Source organism: Nitrobacter hamburgensis X14 (assembly GCF_000013885.1).
GTDB lineage: Bacteria > Pseudomonadota > Alphaproteobacteria > Rhizobiales > Xanthobacteraceae > Nitrobacter > Nitrobacter hamburgensis.
Map to the genome: position 1 here is coordinate 277,219 of NC_007959.1, position 17,611 is coordinate 294,829.

At 64.0% G+C, this 17,611-nt stretch carries 18 protein-coding genes and 4 pseudogenes; 20 read left to right on the forward strand and 2 right to left on the reverse strand.

Annotated features, from left to right (window positions below; all coding sequences use genetic code 11):
• Window positions 1–18: 18 nt before the first annotated feature.
• The 20 genes and pseudogenes from NHAM_RS22135 to NHAM_RS28695 form a co-directional block, all read left to right on the forward strand.
• The gene (locus NHAM_RS22135) at window positions 19–1,440 is read left to right on the forward strand and encodes a form I ribulose bisphosphate carboxylase large subunit (RefSeq protein ID WP_011504815.1); all 1,422 of its coding nucleotides are present in this window, start codon (window positions 19–21) and stop codon (window positions 1,438–1,440) included.
• A 76-nt stretch (window positions 1,441–1,516) separates the two neighbouring features.
• Entirely contained in the window at window positions 1,517–1,843 is a 327-nt protein-coding gene (locus NHAM_RS22140; RefSeq protein WP_011504814.1) for a ribulose bisphosphate carboxylase small subunit, read from the forward strand.
• Between the two features lie 104 nt (window positions 1,844–1,947).
• Window positions 1,948–4,623 carry a CsoS2 family carboxysome shell protein gene (locus NHAM_RS22145; RefSeq protein WP_011504813.1) on the forward strand — a complete coding sequence of 892 codons (2,676 nt, stop codon included), beginning with the start codon at window positions 1,948–1,950 and terminating at the stop codon, window positions 4,621–4,623.
• 11 nt (window positions 4,624–4,634) lie between these two features.
• Window positions 4,635–6,167, forward strand: coding sequence for a carboxysome shell carbonic anhydrase (locus NHAM_RS22150; protein WP_011504812.1), 1,533 nt, complete (start codon window positions 4,635–4,637; stop codon window positions 6,165–6,167).
• Window positions 6,168–6,180: 13 nt separating this feature from the next.
• On the forward strand, window positions 6,181–6,438 hold the full coding sequence (locus NHAM_RS22155) for a carboxysome peptide A (protein ID WP_011504811.1): 258 nt from the start codon (window positions 6,181–6,183) through the stop codon (window positions 6,436–6,438).
• Complete coding sequence (locus tag NHAM_RS22160) at window positions 6,438–6,686, forward strand: carboxysome peptide B (protein ID WP_011504810.1); 249 nt, start codon at window positions 6,438–6,440, stop codon at window positions 6,684–6,686. The genes NHAM_RS22155 and NHAM_RS22160 overlap by 1 nt, the downstream gene beginning before the upstream one ends.
• A 101-nt stretch (window positions 6,687–6,787) precedes the next feature.
• Window positions 6,788–7,087, forward strand: a complete 300-nt coding sequence (locus tag NHAM_RS22165; RefSeq protein ID WP_011504809.1) for a BMC domain-containing protein — start codon at window positions 6,788–6,790, stop codon at window positions 7,085–7,087.
• Between the two features lie 42 nt (window positions 7,088–7,129).
• Entirely contained in the window at window positions 7,130–7,477 is a 348-nt protein-coding gene (locus NHAM_RS22170) for a BMC domain-containing protein (RefSeq protein WP_011504808.1), read from the forward strand.
• A gap of 420 nt (window positions 7,478–7,897) precedes the next feature.
• Window positions 7,898–8,164: a 4a-hydroxytetrahydrobiopterin dehydratase gene (locus NHAM_RS22175; protein ID WP_011504807.1), complete on the forward strand. Its 267-nt coding sequence runs from the start codon at window positions 7,898–7,900 to the stop codon at window positions 8,162–8,164.
• Between the two features lie 3 nt (window positions 8,165–8,167).
• Complete coding sequence (gene parA / locus NHAM_RS22180; protein WP_011504806.1) at window positions 8,168–8,803, forward strand: ParA family partition ATPase; 636 nt, start codon at window positions 8,168–8,170, stop codon at window positions 8,801–8,803.
• Complete coding sequence (locus NHAM_RS22185) at window positions 8,800–9,012, forward strand: hypothetical protein (RefSeq protein ID WP_011504805.1); 213 nt, start codon at window positions 8,800–8,802, stop codon at window positions 9,010–9,012. Before parA ends, NHAM_RS22185 begins: the two co-directional genes overlap by 4 nt.
• A gap of 19 nt (window positions 9,013–9,031) precedes the next feature.
• Window positions 9,032–9,955: a CbbQ/NirQ/NorQ/GpvN family protein gene (locus NHAM_RS22190; RefSeq protein WP_245270102.1), complete on the forward strand. Its 924-nt coding sequence runs from the start codon at window positions 9,032–9,034 to the stop codon at window positions 9,953–9,955.
• A 91-nt stretch (window positions 9,956–10,046) separates the two neighbouring features.
• On the forward strand, window positions 10,047–12,407 hold the full coding sequence (locus tag NHAM_RS22195; protein ID WP_041359494.1) for a nitric oxide reductase activation protein NorD: 2,361 nt from the start codon (window positions 10,047–10,049) through the stop codon (window positions 12,405–12,407).
• Between the two features lie 13 nt (window positions 12,408–12,420).
• Window positions 12,421–13,053, forward strand: coding sequence for a hypothetical protein (locus tag NHAM_RS22200; protein ID WP_011504802.1), 633 nt, complete (start codon window positions 12,421–12,423; stop codon window positions 13,051–13,053).
• 5 nt (window positions 13,054–13,058) lie between these two features.
• On the forward strand, window positions 13,059–13,886 hold the full coding sequence (locus tag NHAM_RS22205; RefSeq protein WP_011504801.1) for a S1 family peptidase: 828 nt from the start codon (window positions 13,059–13,061) through the stop codon (window positions 13,884–13,886).
• Window positions 13,887–13,917: 31 nt separating this feature from the next.
• Entirely contained in the window at window positions 13,918–14,325 is a 408-nt protein-coding gene (locus tag NHAM_RS25860; RefSeq protein WP_157043842.1) for a hypothetical protein, read from the forward strand.
• A 67-nt stretch (window positions 14,326–14,392) separates the two neighbouring features.
• Window positions 14,393–14,506 (forward strand): annotated as a pseudogene (locus tag NHAM_RS29160) (reverse transcriptase N-terminal domain-containing protein); the annotation flags it as partial.
• Between the two features lie 111 nt (window positions 14,507–14,617).
• Window positions 14,618–14,849 (forward strand): annotated as a pseudogene (locus NHAM_RS25870) (IS3 family transposase); the annotation flags it as partial.
• A 189-nt stretch (window positions 14,850–15,038) separates the two neighbouring features.
• On the forward strand, window positions 15,039–15,287 hold the full coding sequence (locus NHAM_RS22215) for a hypothetical protein (RefSeq protein WP_041359496.1): 249 nt from the start codon (window positions 15,039–15,041) through the stop codon (window positions 15,285–15,287).
• 178 nt (window positions 15,288–15,465) lie between these two features.
• Window positions 15,466–15,935, forward strand: a pseudogene (locus NHAM_RS28695) (transposase); the annotation flags it as partial.
• A 1,163-nt stretch (window positions 15,936–17,098) separates the two neighbouring features.
• Here the strand turns inward: NHAM_RS28695 and NHAM_RS29505 are convergent.
• Window positions 17,099–17,257 (reverse strand): annotated as a pseudogene (locus NHAM_RS29505) (IS3 family transposase); the annotation flags it as partial.
• The gene (locus NHAM_RS22230) at window positions 17,257–17,607 is read right to left on the reverse strand and encodes a transposase (RefSeq protein WP_011504797.1); all 351 of its coding nucleotides are present in this window, start codon (window positions 17,605–17,607) and stop codon (window positions 17,257–17,259) included. The pseudogene NHAM_RS29505 and the gene NHAM_RS22230, both read right to left, overlap by 1 nt.
• Window positions 17,608–17,611: the final 4 nt, after the last annotated feature.

The following is a 17,611-nucleotide window of genomic DNA, read 5'->3' on the forward strand; positions in this document are numbered from 1 at the left end:
ATGAAGGAGTCCTCGAATATGGCAGTCAAAACGTACCAGGCCGGCGTCACGCAGTATCGGCAAAGCTACTGGCAGCCGGATTACGTGCCTCTCGACACCGATATCTTGGCCTGTTTCAAGATCACGCCGCAGCCCGGGGTGGATCGCGAAGAGGCGGCGGCGGCGGTGGCCGCCGAGTCGTCCTGCGGCACCTGGACCACGGTGTGGACCGACCTGCTGACCGACCTCGATTACTACAAGGGACGCGCCTACCGCCTCGAGGACGTGCCGGGCGACGATACGTGCTATTACGCTTTCATTGCCTATCCCATCGACCTTTTTGAGGAAGGTTCGGTGGTCAACGTGTTCACCTCTCTGGTGGGCAACGTGTTCGGGTTCAAGGCCGTCCGGGCGCTGCGGCTGGAGGATCTGCGCTTCCCCATCGCTTACGTGAAGACCTGCGGCGGCCCGCCGCACGGCATCCAGGTCGAGCGCGACAGGCTCAACAAATACGGCCGTCCGATGCTGGGCTGCACCATCAAGCCCAAGCTCGGCCTGTCCGCAAAGAACTACGGTCGCGCCTGCTACGAAGCTCTGCGGGGTGGTCTGGACTTCACCAAGGACGATGAGAACATCAACAGCCAGCCGTTCATGCGCTGGCGCGACCGTTTTGATTTTGTGATGGAGGCTGTCCAGAAGGCCGAACAGGAAACCGGCGAGCGGAAGGGTCACTATCTCAACGTGACAGCGCCGACGCCCGAGGAGATGTACAAGCGCGCCGAGCATGCCAAGGAAATCGGCGCCCCTATCATCATGCACGATTACCTCGCAGGGGGCCTTTGCGCCAACGCCGGCCTGGCGAACTGGTGCCGCGACAACGGTATATTGCTGCACATCCACCGCGCCATGCACGCCGTGATCGACCGCAACCCGCACCATGGCATCCACTTTCGCGTGCTGACCAAGATCCTGCGTCTGTCGGGCGGCGACCATCTGCACACCGGCACCGTGGTGGGCAAGCTCGAGGGCGATCGCGCCTCCACCCTGGGCTGGATCGACCTGCTGCGTGAATCCTTTGTGCCCGAAGACCGCTCGCGCGGCATCTTCTTCGACCAGGACTGGGGCTCGATGCCCGGCTGCTTCGCCGTGGCGTCTGGCGGGATCCACGTCTGGCACATGCCTGCGCTGGTCACCATCTTCGGTGACGACTCGGTACTGCAGTTCGGCGGCGGCACACTGGGCCACCCCTGGGGCAACGCCGCCGGTGCGCACGCCAACCGTGTGGCGCTTGAAGCCTGCGTCCAGGCCCGTGCCGAAGGCCGTCAGCTGGAGAAGGAAGGCAAGGATATCCTCACCGCTGCCGCCGCCCACTCGCCCGAACTGAAGATCGCCATGGAAACGTGGAAAGAGATCAAGTTCGAGTTCGAGGCCGTGGACCAGCTCGCCATCGCCAACAAGTAATCGCTGCCGGCTGTGGTCGGCCGTGCCTACGGGCCCGCGCCGCCGCCCAGCACAACCGTTTCGAAAGGACACAGTCATGGCCGTTCAAGCCTATCGCTCGATGAAAAAGTACGAGACCTTCTCCTATCTGCCGCCGATGACGCCCGATCAGGTGCGCCGTCAGATCGCCTACGCCATCGCCCAGGGTTGGAATCCGGCGGTCGAGCACACCGAAAAGGGCACGTCCGCAAAGACGAGCTACTGGTATATGTGGAAACTGCCACTGTTCGGCGAGCAGTCCGTCGATGCCGTGATGGCTGAGATCGAGGCTTGCCACCGCGAGTTCCCGGATCAGCTGGTGCGTTTCCTCGCATACGACAACTACTCCCAGAGTCAGGGCATGGCGTTTGTGGTGTATCGCTGATGAGGTGGGCGCTGGAACCCGACTCGATTCGGCGCCCCTGATTTGAACGCGGCGCGGCGCATCGGCGCCGTACCCTTCATCGAGTTCTTTGTGCTGAGGTTCGTATGACAAACGCCACACCCGGTCATGCTACTGCAACCCTATCCGGCCGCGAGCTGGCGCTCCAGCGCCGGCAGGCCATGGCGCGTCACGGCAAGGGCCGCGTCATCCAGGCCGCGCAAACCGACAAGCGCTCCGCGGCCGGCCGCCTGCAACTGAATGCGGCGCAGATCGCGAGCGCCCATCACGGGGGTGTTCCAGCCGCATCGGCGGTGGCGTCGGCGGCACGCACGGCGTCTACGCTCGCCCCGGTGGCGTCGAAGTCTGCGGCGCGATCCCGGCGGCAGGCGCTGTCCACTACAGGTCGGGCGGCGTTGCAAAATGCCGGGCACGGCACCGCAACCCGCCCCGCGGCGCATCTGCGCCCCGGCCGGGCGGTGCCGGCCGAGGTGCGTGGCTCTGATGGCGGCTGCGGTTGCGGCGGGCAATGCGGCTGCAGCACCGGCGGCGCGCAGCGCAAGGAGGCGGCGCAAATCGGCGCGCCGGCGGTGGAGCGCGCCGCGCTGAACGTACAAGAGGTCGCTACCGGCCGCGCGCTGGCCAAGATGCGCCGCGCTGCACTGAATCAGGATGGCAAAACGGGCCTCAAGCGCGTCGCCCAGGCCACGCGGATCGCCGCATCGATGCCGGGCCAGGACTGGCAGAGTGCCATGCTCAAAGGCGCAACCGGCCGTCAGGTCGCTATGCAGCGCCGGCTGGTGCAGGCGCTGGCGGGCCGGGTCGACAAGACTTCCGGCGCCAGCACTCGCCCGACTGGTCGGGTGCGCGCGCGGAACGTGGTCGAGGCACCGGCCAAGGTCGAGCAGGGGCATACCCTGTCGGGGCAAACCGTCACTGGCACTCAGGTCGAGCGCATCTCCAAGGTGACCGGCAATGAGTCGGGCTCCTGCCGCGCGATCACAGGCACCGAGTATATTGGTTTCGAGCAGTTCCAGACCCTCTGCGGCACCCGGCCGGAGCCGGCTGCGCCGAAGGTTGCCGTCAGCAATACGCTGCGCGAGCAGCGCATCACCGGCACCGCGCTGGGCCGCTCCACCAAGACCACCGGCGATGAGCATGGCGCATGTCGTCCCGTGACCGGTACCGAATATCTCTCGAGCGAGCGCTTTGAGCAGTTCTGTTCGACGCGGCCGTCCGCGCCGCTGGGGAAGGTGGCGCTCACCCGTACCGACAAGGGCCAAACCGTCACCGGCGCGCTGGTCGACCGTCCGCGCCGCGTCACCGGGGTCGAGCACGGCGCCGACCGTGCCATTACCGGCACGCGTTACAGTCAGGCCGAGCCCGATGACGCGCCACCCAAGGTGGCGGTCACCCACACGGCTGCGGGCAAGCCCGTGACCGGCACGGTGGTGGGTCGCAGTGAGCGGCAGACCGGCGACGAGGCCGGGAGCTGCCGCCCGATCACCGGCACTGAATATCATACTGTCGAGCAGTTCCGGGATTTTTGCCGGACCGCGCCGCCGGGCGGCCCGCGAAAGGTCAGCGTGATGTCCACCCGCGACGAGCAGACCGTCTCGGGTACCGCGGTTGATCGGTCGGGCAAGGTGACCGGCAACGAAGTCGGCTCCTGCCGTAGCATCACTGGCAGCCAGTACTACACCACCGCCGATTTCGCCGGGCTGTGCAAGAGGCCCGGCCCTCAGAAAGTGGCCGAGATGCAGACGCTGCGCGGTCGGACCGTGACTGGCTCGGAGGTCGCTCCAAGCCCAAAATCCTCCGGTGACGAGTCATACGGGTGCGAACCCGTCACCGGCACGGACTACATTGGCACCCGCCAGTTGGCCGCGGTCTGTCCGACGGCGCCTAGCGTTTCTCCGGTGAGCAAGGTCGTGATAGACACCACGCTGAACGGCCAGACGGTCACGGGCATCGCCGCGGGACGTGCAGACCACGTCACCGGCAACGAGGCCGGCGCGTGTTCGCCGATCAGCGGCACTCCGTACATCGGCCAGGGCCAGTACGCCGCGTTCTGCGAGGCGCCGCAGCGCCAGCAGCAGGCTGCGCGGGTGCGCGACAGTGCGGTGATCCCGGCCACCATCGTCACCGGCGACCGGCCGGGTGCGGGCGGAGCGCAAGTCACCGGCGACGAGCGCGGAGCTTGTGAGCCGGTTTCGGGAACGCCCTATCTCGGGCTGGACAATATTGCATCCGGGCAATGTGCGATGAGCGACCGTTTCCGCACGCGCGATACGGATCGACGCCCGCCCGCTCCCCGGGATTTCAGTATCAGCATTCCGGCGCGGCAGGCTCGCGAGGAGCGGCAAGCCGATGTCATCACCGGCAGCGGCATGAGTAGCTCGCGCATCACCGGACCGATCAACAAGGCCGATGGCTTGATCACCGGCACGCCCGAATTCCGCCACGGCGACCAGTCGCGTCGCCCACGCGAGAATGAGCAGTCGCTCCCCGCCGCGCGCCGCTTGAGCGGCGAAGGCAGCCAGCAGGGTCGGCGCGTCTCGGGAGACGCCTGGGACGGAAACAGCCGTGTCACCGGCACCGAGGGCTCGTCCAGCCTGGCGCGCAACCCGTCGATGCGCGGCCAGCCGCGTGGCACCGGGGTTAGCGCTATGGCGTTTCGCAGCATCGAGCGGCCTGAAGTGCCCGACTCGGTGATCACCGGCTCGGCCGGTAATGCCCGGGGCGGCGCCATGGTGACCGTCTCCGGCGGGGCGCGTGGCTGAGGATCGCGGACATGGACACGCGCAAACGTCTTCAAGCCCTGCAAAGAGCGGCGAGTCCGGTTGCCTCGGCATCGATGGCGCTCGATGCGGCGGCCGTGCCCGATCATCCGGCGTGCATGATCGGCAGCGGTCAGCGGTGCGAGCATGCGCTGGTCGACCGCGACCTCAATCGCCTGTTGTTCGACTACGAGCAGAAGGTGCGCTCGCGCTTTACACGCATCGTCGACGTACTCAAGCGTATCTCCACGTATCAGCACGACGAGAACTTCACCGAGCGTGCGCAGCAGCACGCCCGCGAGCAGCTCGGTTTCGATCTGCCGTCGCAGGTACTCGAGGACGCCTGGGTGTGCGGGCTGGATTTGTCAGCCCTGCATTCGCGCTGCACATTCAGCAGCCTGAAGTCGTGCGTCGAAAATGCGCAGGCCGAGCAGGCCGGCTGGCGCCAGCGCATGCCGCTCGATGAAAACTTCCTGCGTTCCTGCGGCTATCACACTGTGGACATCAGCCCCTGTTCCGACGGCCGGCTGCAGGGCGTCAGCCCCTATGTGCTGCGCATTTTGCCTGGGCCGAATGTGTGGGTGAAGGCGTATGCCGGCGCACTGTTCGATGTCGAGGTTGATGTGTCCGACTGGGCGCAACGCGAAGTCGAGCGACTGTCGGGCGCGATGGTCGACGGCGAACGCCTGAACTACCTCAAGATCGCCGTCTATCACTTCAGCAGTTCCTCGCCCAACGGCCAGGGTTGCGCCGCTCACGGCAGCAACGACCGTCAAGCCACCGAGGCGGCGCTGCAGCGCCTGCAGCACGAGTTGCGAGAGGCAATTGACCGGACTTTCGGCGCGGGCGCCGCGCCCGACGTGCTGCTTATCGGCGTGGACACGGATCTGGATGCGCTACGCATCCACCTGCCCGACGGCTTCGGCGAGGTCAACCCGCATCGCTACTTCGAGACCGCGCAGATCTACCGCGACACGGTTGGGCTTTCGCCCGAAGCGGCGCGGGCGCGCATCGCCGAGATCGTCGCCGATGCCGAGGGCATGGGCGGCTGGGGCCAGGGCAACGGCAGCATGCGCGAGGGCATGCGCCGCCTGGTGCTGGCGCTGGCCGAGGCCAATCTGTCGCAGATCGAATACGTCATCAAACACCACACCGGGCGCTATGCGACCATCGGGCACGACGAGGAATGCATCGTCGCCGGCGAAGCGGTGCGGGTGCTGCAATTGCGCAATCTGTTTTATTTCGCTCACCTCGACACCATTGAGGAAGGTACGAACGACATGGACGTGGGGATTAATATCTTCCGCAAGCTCAACATCGCCCATGGTCTGCCGGTGCCGGTACTGGTGCACTTCGAATACGACGCGCGGATCCCCGAAGCCCGCGAGCGGGCGATTGCGCGCGGCCGGCGGGTGCGCGACGCCATCCAGGCGCGTTACTCCGATCTGGTCGCGCCGGGCCTGCTCAATTGCGCGATTGCGGTGAGTGACCGCACCGGCGGCGAGTGCTGCGCCTTTGTCACCGATGACGTTGGCGGCCATCATTGAGGACGGAAGCATCATGAGAATCATGCGTGTGAAAACCACTCTCGTGTCGACCAATCGCATCCATGCCATGGGTCACCGTCCGCTGCTGGTCGTGCAGGACACACCGGGCGGAGCGCGCAGCGTTGCGGTCGATGCCGTGGGCTGCATCCCGGGAGACTGGGTTATTTGCGTCGGGTCCTCCGCGGCGCGCGATGCCGCTGGGGCCAGGGATTATCCGTCCGATCTGACCATTGTCGGCATCATCGACCACTGGAATCCGGAGGGGGCGTGATGCAAGTCTGGCGCGTGGTCGACGATCTGGTCTGCACCCGGCGTGTGCCGGGGATGAGTTCGGCCTCGCTACGCGTTCTGAAGGGCCAGAAGGGAGAGATCTCGGTGGCCACCGACCCGGTTGGGGTACCGCCGGGCAAGTGGGTATTCACCGCCGCGGGCACCGCCGCACGTATGGCCATGCCTGATCGAACAGTGGTCACCGACCTGACTATCTGCGGCATCATCGATGGTTGGGAGGAGGAGTGACCGACGCGGTGAGCAAGGAGCAAAACGGCGCGCGCGCAGCGGGCGTCAGAGTGAAGTAACTGGCTTGAGATTCTTTTTTTTCGACAACAAGGAGTAACCAAATGGCTGAAGCAATGGGTGGTATTGCCCTGGGCATGATTGAAACTCGCGGACTGGTTCCCGCGATCGAGGCGGCGGACGCGATGACCAAGGCCGCCGAAGTGCGCTTGATCTCGCGTCAATTCGTCGGCGGCGGCTACGTCACCGTGTTGGTGCGCGGCGAGACCGGCGCGGTCAACGCGGCGGTGCGTGCCGGGGCGGACGCCTGCGAGCGCGTGGGCGACGGCTTGGTGGCCGCGCACATCATCGCGCGGGTGCACAGCGAGGTCGAGGGCATCCTGCCCAAGGCGCCGAGCGCCTGAGCGCCGCTTTTTTCTACTGCAAGCAACTGGAAGGATAACCACATGGCACACGTCAACGGCATTGCCTTGGGCATGATTGAAACCCGCGGGCTGGTTCCCGCGATCGAAGCGGCCGACGCGATGACCAAGGCCTCGGAAGTGCGGCTGATCGGCCGGCAATTCGTCGGTGGCGGCTACGTCACCGTGTTGGTGCGCGGCGAGACCGGCGCGGTCAACGCGGCGGTGCGTGCCGGGGCTGACGCCTGCGAGCGCGTAGGCGACGGCTTGGTGGCCGCGCACATCATCGCGCGGGTGCACAACGAGGTCGAAGGCATCCTGCCGACCCAGCCTGAGGTCAACGGCGGCGGTCGCGGCGGTCGCGACGCCGAGATCACGTCCACTCGCAGCTGATCCGGCGCGGAACGTATTATGGCGGTCGATCGGCGAATCCTGGGCGGGCACACGCGCGCGCTCAGCCACGAGTTGGCGGCGTGCAGCAGTATCTCGCCCGAGCGTGCTCGCACGCCGGTCGGGAGATACCGAGCTGGCGCGCAATCTACGCGCCGGGGCGGAGCAATCGGGTTATGCCGAGCCTTTGATGGAGCGGCAGATCCTGCTGGGTATGACACCTTGCGGCGGGCGGTTGCCCGCGGCGCGGCTGGGCCGAGCAACGGCTCGGAGTCGAGGCCCTGCAGATTTATGCAGACACGCTGACGTATACGCGCAGGCTACGCGGCAAGGACACCGCGTCGCTGTTCGAAGGTTTTCTACAGGAGGCGCGAGCGCATCTCGACCACGTCGTCACCCAGATCGAACCGGGGTAGGACACCCATGACTGATGATTTCCAAGGCTGGGAGCGTCGCGACAAGCCGCCCACATTGTTTCGTCGCTTCGCGTTTGCGCAATATGCACAGACCCGCGCCTTCCTTGACGCGCTGTCGTTGCTGTCCGAGGAGATGCGGCGCCATCCGCAGAACATCAACTTCGGCACCACCTACGTCAACGTCACCTTGGGGGCGGCCGACGACGCCACGCTCAGCGCCGAGGACGAGCTGTTCGCCCGGCGAATCGCCGCTCTAGCCGAGCGCGGGGAGTGAGCTATGGGCGGCCCACGGATCATCGCTGTGATCAACCAGAAAGGCGGCGCCGGCAAGACCACCGTGGCCATGCATCTCGGCGCAGGCTTGGCGCGGCGCGCACCGGCGGTGGTGGTCGATCTGGACCCGCAGGGCTCGGCCACGCAATGGGCTGCGGCAGGCACACAATCCTTTCCCGCCACGGTCAAGCAGTTACGCGTGGGCGCGGGTGCGATCGATCTGCGGCGGGACTTTCGCGCCTACCCCTTCGTCGTGCTGGACTGCCCGCCGGCGGTCGACAGCCGTGCGGCGGCGCTGGCGCTACAAAGCTGCGACGTGGCTGTCATCCCGGTGCTGCCATCGCCGGTGGATCTGTGGGCCAGCCTGCGGCTGCCGCAGGACATCGATGAGGCCGGGCAACTCAATCCCCGGCTGCGCGCTTACCTGCTGCTGAACCAGATCGAGGCGCGCAGCGCGCTGTCGGCGGCGATGCAGGAGGCGTTGGCCGAGTTCGGCCTGCCAGTGCTGCGCACCCCGGTGCGTCGCCGCGGCATCTACAAGACCGCTGCGCTTGAGGGCGTGTCGGCATACCAGTTGGGCGCGCGCGGGCAAAGTGCCGTCGCGGAGATCGAAGGCCTCATAGAGGAGATCCTTGCATGACCAGCATCAAAGATAAGCTCGCCAGCAGCGTACGTCAGGCCAAGACCGCTGCAGAGCCCGCCCCCGCTGACAAGGCGGCGGCACACAAGACGCCGCCCTCGGCCGCCACCGCCACCAAGGCGGCCGAGCCCGCGCCTGCAGATTCACTGGCGGCTGAGCCGCCGTCGAGCGTGCAGGAGTTGTTTCCCGACCGCATTTGGCCGGATTGAGTATTTCAGGAACCCGATCATGCGTGACGATCCCTCCCTGCGCGGCTACCTGCCGCGACGCGACCCGGCCTTTCACATGCCCGCGGCCTCTGCCGCGTCCGGCGGCGTGGCCCTGCACGCGGTAACCGATACGGCCGGCACTGCGGCCGTACTCGATGCCTACCGCGTCACCAAGGAGCCCTACTACCGCGCGGTGGCCGATGAAGTCGGGCTGTATGAAGCCGCCTATTCGGTCCGCATGCCGATGATGCTGAAGGGTCCGACGGGTTGCGGCAAGACGCGCTTTGTCGAATACATCGCGTGGAAACTCGGCAAGCCGCTGGTCACGGTCGCCTGCAACGAAGACATGACCGCCAGCGACCTGGTCGGCCGCTTTCTGCTCGACGCCAGCGGCACCCGCTGGCAGGACGGGCCGCTGACCATGGCCGCGCGTTTCGGCGGGATTTGCTATCTCGACGAAGTGGTCGAGGCGCGGCAGGACACCACGGTTGTGATTCACTCCCTGACCGACGCGCGGCGCATTCTGCCGCTGGAGAAAAAGGGCGAGATCGTCGAGGCCCATCCGGATTTCCAGGTGGTTATCTCGTACAACCCCGGCTACCAGTCGCTGATGAAGGATCTGAAGCAGTCGACCAAGCAACGGTTCGGCGCGCTGGACTTCAACTACCCCGAGCACGAGGTCGAGGCCGAGATCGTCGTGCACGAGAGCGGCGTTGCGTTGGACGCGGCAAAAAAGCTGGTGCACATCGCCGAACATGCGCGCAACCTCAAAGGCCATGGGCTGGATGAGGGCATCTCGACCCGCATGCTAATCTACGCTGGCTCGCTGATTTCTCGCGGCGTCGCGCCGCTGGCGGCCTGCCGGGTGGCGCTGGTGCGCCCGATCACCGACGATCTCGATATGCGTGACGCGCTCGATTCCGCGGTGACGACTTATTTTTGAGCGTCTCCGAGCGGCTTCCGAGCCGTGAGGTGGGAAAGGAAACTTGAGGTCGGCCAAGGCAGCATCGCCAGGCAGTCCGAATTTACACATCATGGCCATCCACCTCGACGAATTCCAGGAACTCCTCGACGAACTGCCCGGCGGTGCGCAGGAGCTGCTGCGCGCGTCATGGAACGAGGCGGCGCGAGCCCTTAGCTCGCGCGGGCTGGACAACTATCTCAAGGGCGCGGTGGCGCTGCACCAACTCGGTCGCGGCGAGGAGCTGGTGGTCAGTTTCATCCAGTCCATGCCGGAGGTGGGACGCGCGATCGGTGAGGACGTGCTGCCCGATCTGGTCAACTTTCTGCTGGGCATGGCGTCCAAAACCTCGGGGCAGGTCTTGGCTCTGATCGCCAGCACCGCGCCGCTGGTGGCGTACCGCGTGGGCGATGCCGATCTGTTTCGCCGCTATCTGAAGGTGCTGGAGATCGTGGCGGCGCAGGTTCCGCGCGGCCTGCGGCCGATGCTGGAAAACCTCGACCGTCTGCTCAATCAGCTTACGCTGGGCGGGCTGCGCCGCTGGGTGCAATGGGGTGCGCAGGCGTACAAGACCGATTTCGAAGGGCAGGCGGTCTATTTCGGGCTGCAGAGCGCCGATGCGCAGGCCGTGCTGCAGCAGGAACGCAAGGGCACACTGTTCGTCGACATCCAGCGGCGGCTCAACATCTATATGCGTGCGATCTGGGGCCGCGATTTTTTTCTGCGCCCCACCGCCGGCGACTACGAGAGCCGCGACGGGCTCAGGCCGTACATCGAGCATTATGTCATCCACATCGCAGACGCCTATGACGACTACAAACCCCAGGGCGATGCGACCGCGCCCGAGCAGGTCGTCAGCGCTCTTGAGATCTACCGCGCCGCCGCCAACCACTGCGCGGCGCATCTGGTGTTCACCCAGACGCCGCTGTCGATGCAGCAGCTGCTGCCGGTGCAGATGGCGGTGATCGAGCTTTTCGAGGATGCCCGGGTGGAGGAACTGGCGATCCGCAGGTTCCCCGGGATGCGCCAAGCCTGGCTGGCGCTGCATCCGGTGTTCGACTACTCGGCCCAGCCGCAGACCGTCGGTGAATTGCTTGACCGCCTCGCCCGCGCCCTGCTCGACCTCGACTCGACCGACCCGCACCCATTTGTGCGGCAGGGCGTGGCCGCGTTTCGCACCCAGTCCGATCTGGACAGCAATCAGGTGAGCTGGAATCTGGGTGTGGATTTATCGCACCGCCTGTTCGAACTCGACCTGCCGACCTACCACAAGCTCACCGATGCGCTCAGCGCCATCTATCGCGACGACAACCGTGCCGTCTGGCATCTGGAGGAATACGACGAGGCGCAGGTGCTGGCCGCCACCTGGGAGACCCGCCAGCAGGTGCGCAAAAAAGTCAACGTGATGGAGATGGTCAACGAGGTGGACAACGAGTTCGCCGGCGACGATGCGCAGGAGGTGTGGGAGCTCCCCACCGAGTTCTATCTCGACCAGGAAGACGTGACCATCAACTCGCTCGAAGGCCGCCCGCCGGTCTCCGAGCCCTTCCACTATCCCGAGTGGGACTATCAGATCCAACTGGAGCGGCCCAATTGGGTGACGTTGCTTGAGTACCATCCGCTGATGGGCGAGCTGGAGGTGATCGAGGGCATCATCCTCGAGCACAAGCCGGTGATCTCGCGACTCAAGTTCCTGATCGAGTCGATGGTGCCGCAGGGCATGCAGCGCATCCGCCACATGGAGGACGGCGACGAGATCGATATCAACGCCGCGGTGCGCGCGATGATCGACATCCGCATCGGCCAACAGCACGATCCGCGCATCATGATACGCTACAAGCGCGCGCTGCGCGATCTGGCGGTATTGGTTCTGCTGGATACATCCGAGTCGTCCAACGACAAGGTGCGCGGCCACGACTACACGGTCATGGACCTCACCCGCGCCGCCACGGTATTGCTGGCCGGTGCGCTCGACCGCATCGGCGACCCGTTTGCCATTCATGGCTTTTGTTCTGACGGCCGGCACGATGTGCACTACCAACGCTTCAAGGACTTCGACCAGCCGTATGACGATTCGGTCAAGACGCGGCTGGCGGGGATGAAAGGGCGGCTCTCCACCCGCATGGGTGCAGCGTTGCGCCACGCCGCCCACTACCTGGCGGAGCAGCCCAAGAGCAAGCGCGTGGTGTTCGTCGTCACCGACGGCGAGCCGGCCGACAACGATGTGACCGATCCGCAATACCTGCGCCACGACGCCAAAGCCGCGGTGGAAGAGCTCGGCCGCCAGGGCATCACGGTGTATGCGCTGTCGCTCGACCCGCATGCCGACCAGTATGTGTCGCGCATCTTCGGCATGAAGAACTTCACCGTTATCGACCAGGCCGAGCGCCTGCCGGAAAAACTGCCCATGCTCTACATGAGCCTGACGCGGTGAGGGTGGGCTGAGGATGAAGATCACCCTGCGCACCTACGTGTTCATGGACGCGCTGCAGCCGCAGCTGGCATCCTACATCGCGACGTCCTCGCAAGGCTTTCTGCCGGTGCCCGGCGATGCCTGCATGTGGATCGAGGTCGCGCCCGGCATGGCGGTGCACAACCTCTCGGACACGGCGCTGAAAAAAACCAATGTGCGCATGGGCGAGCAAGTCGTCGAGCGCGCTTTCGGCTCGATGGAGCTCCACTTCCGCAACCAGAGCGAGGTGCTCGCCGCGGGCGAACTGATCCTGCGGCAGCTCAACACCACCATGGAGTCGCGGCTGCGCTGCAAGGTGGCGTGGAACGAGATCATCCGCGCCATCACCCCCGACCACGCGACACTGATCAACCGCCAGTTGCGCAAGGGCTCGATGATCCTGCCCGGCAAGAGCATGTTCATCCTGGAGGTCGAGCCGGCGGGCTATATCGTCTATGCCGCCAACGAGGCCGAGAAGGCCGCGCACATCACCCTGGTCGACGTCAAGGCCTTCGGTTCCTTCGGCCGCCTGACCATGATGGGCAACGAGGCCGAGGCTGAGGAAGCGCAGCGCGCGGCGCTGGCCGCGATCGAGCGCTTGAACCAGCGCGCCGTCCCACACGTGTGAGCCCCATGGAAATCGACTCCATCGCAAAAAAGCTGCTGTTCTCCACTGTGCGAGTGGATACCGAGCTCGAGGATGGCAGCACCGGCTCGGGCACGGCTTTCATCCTCAGCCACGCCCATGCCCGGGGCAGCACGCCGTTTATCGTCACGAACCGCCATCTGGTCGAGGGCGTGCGCCGCGGCGGCCTGGTGTTCACCCAGACAAGCGAGGGCAAGCCGGCATTTGGCCAGCGCTTTCAGCTCAATATCGACGACTTCCCCGCGGCATGGTTCGTCCACCCCGATCCCGAGGTCGATCTGGCCATCGTGCCGCTGCGACCGCTCGAGCGTGCGGCGCGCGATCTTGGTGTGCAGCTGTATTACCACGCGATCGACAGCCAGAGCATTCCCGATGCGGCCACGGTGCGGGGTTTCGACGCGCTCGAGGAGGTGCTGTTCGTCGGCTATCCCAGTGGGGTGTGGGATCAGGTCAACCTCATGCCCATTCTGCGCCGCGGCACCACGGCCACGCCGCTGGAACTCGACTTCGAGGGACACAAGCAATTCCTGATCGATGCCGCAGTGTATCCCGGATCGAGCGGCAGCCCGGTATTCGTGGTGCGCGACGATCCGCTGCGTCCGCGCGGCGACTCGGCGCGCACCATCTGGTTCGCCGGGGTGGTGGCGGCGGTGTTCTTCCGCGAAGAGGCCAACCAACTCGTGCCCGGGCCGGTGCCGGCGCAGACCCAGGCTCAGTCCATCGGCGCGGAAATGATCGACCTCGGCCTGGTGATCAAGTCCGAATCCGTACGCGAGCTCATCGACGCATACGTACACAAATGGCTGTCTGACTAAAGCCGCCCGCGCCGTGGCTACGATGTCGGGCATGAATGCACCGGACGCCCTGTCCGCGGTTTCGGTCGTGGTGGTTGCGTATTTCGCGAAAGCGGGAGAGCAGTTTCGCCAATTGAAGGACAGTAGTTTCGCTAAATCGCAAAACAGCGAGGCGCTTATTCCCGCTGTGGTCTCATCAGTCAGCCGCAGCCTGCGAGTTCATCTTTTGAACTGTCTCTGCATCAACGCAACCTCGACCGGATGCTCGGCGGCTGGTCCGTCCGCAGGCGTCTTGAGGACCGGCAGCCAAGGGCAAATCAATGTTGATGATCAAATCTCACCCACAGCTCTCGATGCGGATGCCATCATTGCGGCTGCCGAACGAGCCGCTCGCGCTATCCCACCTCTTTGGTCGCTAGAGCATTTTTGCATTGAATTTACGCGTATCCGACATGAGTGAAGTAATTTACGCACTCGGTTGGTGTGAACAGATCGAGGATTGACCCGATTTTGTCCCAGAGGACGGGCAAGCGTTGCAACGTCTGCTGAGCCGCTCACACAGCGGCAAAACGTTGGCCGTGGAACGAGTGACGGAGAATCGCAGTAAGAGAACGCCGGGGGTGGACGGCAAGATAAGATCATAGAGTTTGGCAATCACTTCGAGCGCTATTGGCGGCAGATCATTCTTTACTCCGGAACCAATCGTTTGGCACGCGTGATTGACTTCGCCACGGCAAAACCGCGGTCGAGTACCCAAACCCGAGGGAAAGATCGAGCGCTGGCATCAGACCCTGAAGAACCGCATCCTGCTCGACAACTATTACTTGCTTGGCGATCTCAAGCGGCAGAGAGCATCGACAACCTGACCCCGGCTGACGTTTACTTCGGAAGGGCCGAGCCGAGATGATCCTGGTCGAGCGTCAACGCATCAAGCGCGCCACTATCGCAAACTGCCGCTTGCAGCATCGACTGCAGGCCGCTTAAACTCTAACACTGATGAGCCAGAGCCTTCCTTCTCAAAATCCCTAGTCAGTCTCAAGTTATTTGATGACGGACAACTCATGCCGATCCTGGTCAGTATTTGGAATGTAACCCGCGATCGGTGGGATCGCCCTATTCGGGGTCGGCCGCTGGATTCTTATAAATTCTCGTTTGATAATCGGAGCGAAAGGAATGTCTCAGTTTGACGGTGCCGTTAAAGAAATCGACACCCGGATCGCTTGGGTTCTTGCACATCGGGAAATGAGCTGTTGGCTTAAGGAGGCGCTTAAGTCGGCGCTCAACCGCGACCCTTTCGATATCCTGAACGACCTCGAAATTCTCAACCACCTTCTACGCGCCCGGTCCGATGCGCTGATTGGACAATCGCTAGGCGAACGTAGCGGCGGAGGCGATGATTCCAGCTCTGGACCCACTATTTGACCGGCTGCGCCGCGAAGGTTGCTGCAGCCTTTCTTGGTACGGTGTAGCGAGGTCCAGCACGTCCTTATCTTTAGATGCCGTAATGGGCCGGCCTTCGCGGCATAGCCAGGTTGGGCGGCTGTTCCTCAGAATGATGGTGTTGAAACGGAGTCCGAGCGATCGGCTCCAAGCATCATGAGATACGATGCTGGCGGCGCGGACGGCGTTGTGGTGCGCGTTCACCAAGCTCCATCGCGAGATGCTGAAGATCGCGCGCGCTGATAAGGTCTGCCGGAGATTGATGAGTACACCTGGCGTCGGGGCCTTGGTCGCTCTGACCTATCGCTCGGCGGTGGACGACCCGATGCGGTTTGGAAAATTACTTCGGGCTTATGCCCCAAAATATCAATCCGGTGAGACCGATCGGGATGCTGGCGTCAGCAAGTCGGCGACGCCATGGTGCGAACAGCGCCCTTTGAAGCGGCGCACATCATGTTGACGCGTGCGACCCGCTTCTCAAGCCTGAAGCACTGGGCGCTCGACGTGGCGAAACGTCGGGGCATGAAGCGCGCCAAGGTGGCGCTTGCCAGCAAATTGGACGTCGTGCTCCACCGCATGTGGGTGGATGCGACCGACTTTCGCTGGAGCAGGACCGCAGCGATGGCATAGGAGATAGAGCGTTCGGAGCGGAGCCGAAACGGTGCCGCTTCTGCAGAGGTCCCGTCGCTGGGACGAGGGCTTGGCAAGGTCGGGCGTAATGCTGTGAAAGCTTCGGCAAATCACGCGTCCTAGATTGGCCTGCCGGCTCTGGATCTGATGGCATGGTGTGGCGGCCTTCGCGCTGACCACGGACAGAAGCATGATCCTGGCGATGAGATATCGTTCAGAGGGGACTTGACGAATGAAGGCCGGATTTCGTCGTTCACATCGTCGTTGATCTGCACTTTAGCGGACTGGTGATTTGAGGGCCAACCGCAACCTTCAAGCCGCTTACGGCGGCAACAGTTGAGTGCTTTAGCAGACTGATGATTGAGGGCCAACTGCAACATTGAAGAATAACCCGTCACTTTAGTAATCATAGAGTTCGCATCCGTAAAACTGCGAACTCTTATGTTATTGAAATTACTATGTAATCTGAGATCGGCTGGTTAGCTCAGCGCCAATTCTGGATCCTCGCCCACATGTTCTCAGCATTTCCGCTCAAACCCGATAGCCGAGATTCGTCAGCGGGTCGGTACGCCCGTTCCGTGCCATGGGGTCCCGATGGCATCATTGGAATACTATGGTCGCCGCCGAGTGCGGCGTTTCCTGGCACTTGCTCGGGTTGTCTTTTTCGTTCCCGAACTGGCCCGAGTCGCACGATGTAAGGCGACATCGGTCTTCGCTGCTGGCTTGGTCTTTCCGGCAGATATCTTGCCTTTTTGCGCCTTGGAGTGTTGGGGTCGCTTTGGGACTGTGAAGGCAGGATTTGGGGTATGGGGAGTTTCGGCCATCTCCAGCCCGAATAGAGCGGCGACATCGCTTTCATCAAGCACCTTCGCCGCGCCTGGCGCCGTTGTTATCCGTGCCGGGCAAGCTGAGATCGGGGATGACCCCGTGATTGATGCGATGTGCTCTGATGATGATGCGGCTTTGCGCGGCCTGCCGGAACACCTCGCGTCGCGCCAACGGTTCAGGTCCGCTACCCAGAGCTGGTCCGGGCCATCAAGGATGATATCCTTCGAACGATCCGGGAAGATGGGTTGATCGTGGTCGCTGTCGGTGGTGGCGATATAACGCCTGCGGCGGCGCGGCTGAAGATCGTGCTCGCGCATCAGGCGTTTGATCCGCTTGTGGTTGGCGATCACGCCTCGATGGCGAAGCGCCGCCTGCACGCGGCGCCAGCCATAGGCTTCGAACTCGTCGCAGATCGCGGTGATCGCGTTCAACAGCTCGACATCGCCAATGCGCGCCGCAGGCGCATCATAATACGTTGATCGCGCGATGCCCATCAGCCGGCATCCTTCAGCGATGGACAGACCGCGGGGCCGGTGATCACGGATGTAGTCGCGCTTCTCTGCCGGGGTGCGTTTTTCAGAGCCCCTTTTAAAAACTCCAGTTCGAGCGCCTGACGGCCGACCAACCGCTCGAGCGCGGCGATCCGCGCTTCGTATTCCTGGACCAGATCCGCAGCGCGCGCGTCATCGTCCAGCGCGCCGGTCTCGTACTTTTCGACCCAGATGCGGATCAGGTTACGCGAAAGGTCGTAGCGCTTGGCCAGCCCATGAAGCGTCTCGCCACCCAGAAACTCCCGGGCGACCTGGCGCTTGAACTCAACGCTGTGGGATCGGTGTCTCGGCATGGGC

Coding starts and splice junctions, on each gene's coding strand:
- NHAM_RS22230 (WP_011504797.1), bottom strand. CDS start 17,607: ATGCCGAGACACCGATCCCACAGCGTTGAGTTCAAGCGCCAGGTCGCC.
- NHAM_RS22185 (WP_011504805.1), top strand. CDS start 8,800: ATGACCAGCATCAAAGATAAGCTCGCCAGCAGCGTACGTCAGGCCAAG.
- parA (WP_011504806.1), top strand. CDS start 8,168: ATGGGCGGCCCACGGATCATCGCTGTGATCAACCAGAAAGGCGGCGCC.
- NHAM_RS22170 (WP_011504808.1), top strand. CDS start 7,130: ATGGCACACGTCAACGGCATTGCCTTGGGCATGATTGAAACCCGCGGG.
- NHAM_RS22195 (WP_041359494.1), top strand. CDS start 10,047: ATGGCCATCCACCTCGACGAATTCCAGGAACTCCTCGACGAACTGCCC.
- NHAM_RS22190 (WP_245270102.1), top strand. CDS start 9,032: ATGCGTGACGATCCCTCCCTGCGCGGCTACCTGCCGCGACGCGACCCG.
- NHAM_RS22145 (WP_011504813.1), top strand. CDS start 1,948: ATGACAAACGCCACACCCGGTCATGCTACTGCAACCCTATCCGGCCGC.
- NHAM_RS22140 (WP_011504814.1), top strand. CDS start 1,517: ATGGCCGTTCAAGCCTATCGCTCGATGAAAAAGTACGAGACCTTCTCC.
- NHAM_RS22165 (WP_011504809.1), top strand. CDS start 6,788: ATGGCTGAAGCAATGGGTGGTATTGCCCTGGGCATGATTGAAACTCGC.
- NHAM_RS22175 (WP_011504807.1), top strand. CDS start 7,898: ATGACTGATGATTTCCAAGGCTGGGAGCGTCGCGACAAGCCGCCCACA.
- NHAM_RS22215 (WP_041359496.1), top strand. CDS start 15,039: ATGTCTCAGTTTGACGGTGCCGTTAAAGAAATCGACACCCGGATCGCT.
- NHAM_RS25860 (WP_157043842.1), top strand. CDS start 13,918: ATGAATGCACCGGACGCCCTGTCCGCGGTTTCGGTCGTGGTGGTTGCG.
- NHAM_RS22155 (WP_011504811.1), top strand. CDS start 6,181: ATGAGAATCATGCGTGTGAAAACCACTCTCGTGTCGACCAATCGCATC.
- NHAM_RS22200 (WP_011504802.1), top strand. CDS start 12,421: ATGAAGATCACCCTGCGCACCTACGTGTTCATGGACGCGCTGCAGCCG.
- NHAM_RS22135 (WP_011504815.1), top strand. CDS start 19: ATGGCAGTCAAAACGTACCAGGCCGGCGTCACGCAGTATCGGCAAAGC.
- NHAM_RS22150 (WP_011504812.1), top strand. CDS start 4,635: ATGGACACGCGCAAACGTCTTCAAGCCCTGCAAAGAGCGGCGAGTCCG.
- NHAM_RS22160 (WP_011504810.1), top strand. CDS start 6,438: ATGCAAGTCTGGCGCGTGGTCGACGATCTGGTCTGCACCCGGCGTGTG.
- NHAM_RS22205 (WP_011504801.1), top strand. CDS start 13,059: ATGGAAATCGACTCCATCGCAAAAAAGCTGCTGTTCTCCACTGTGCGA.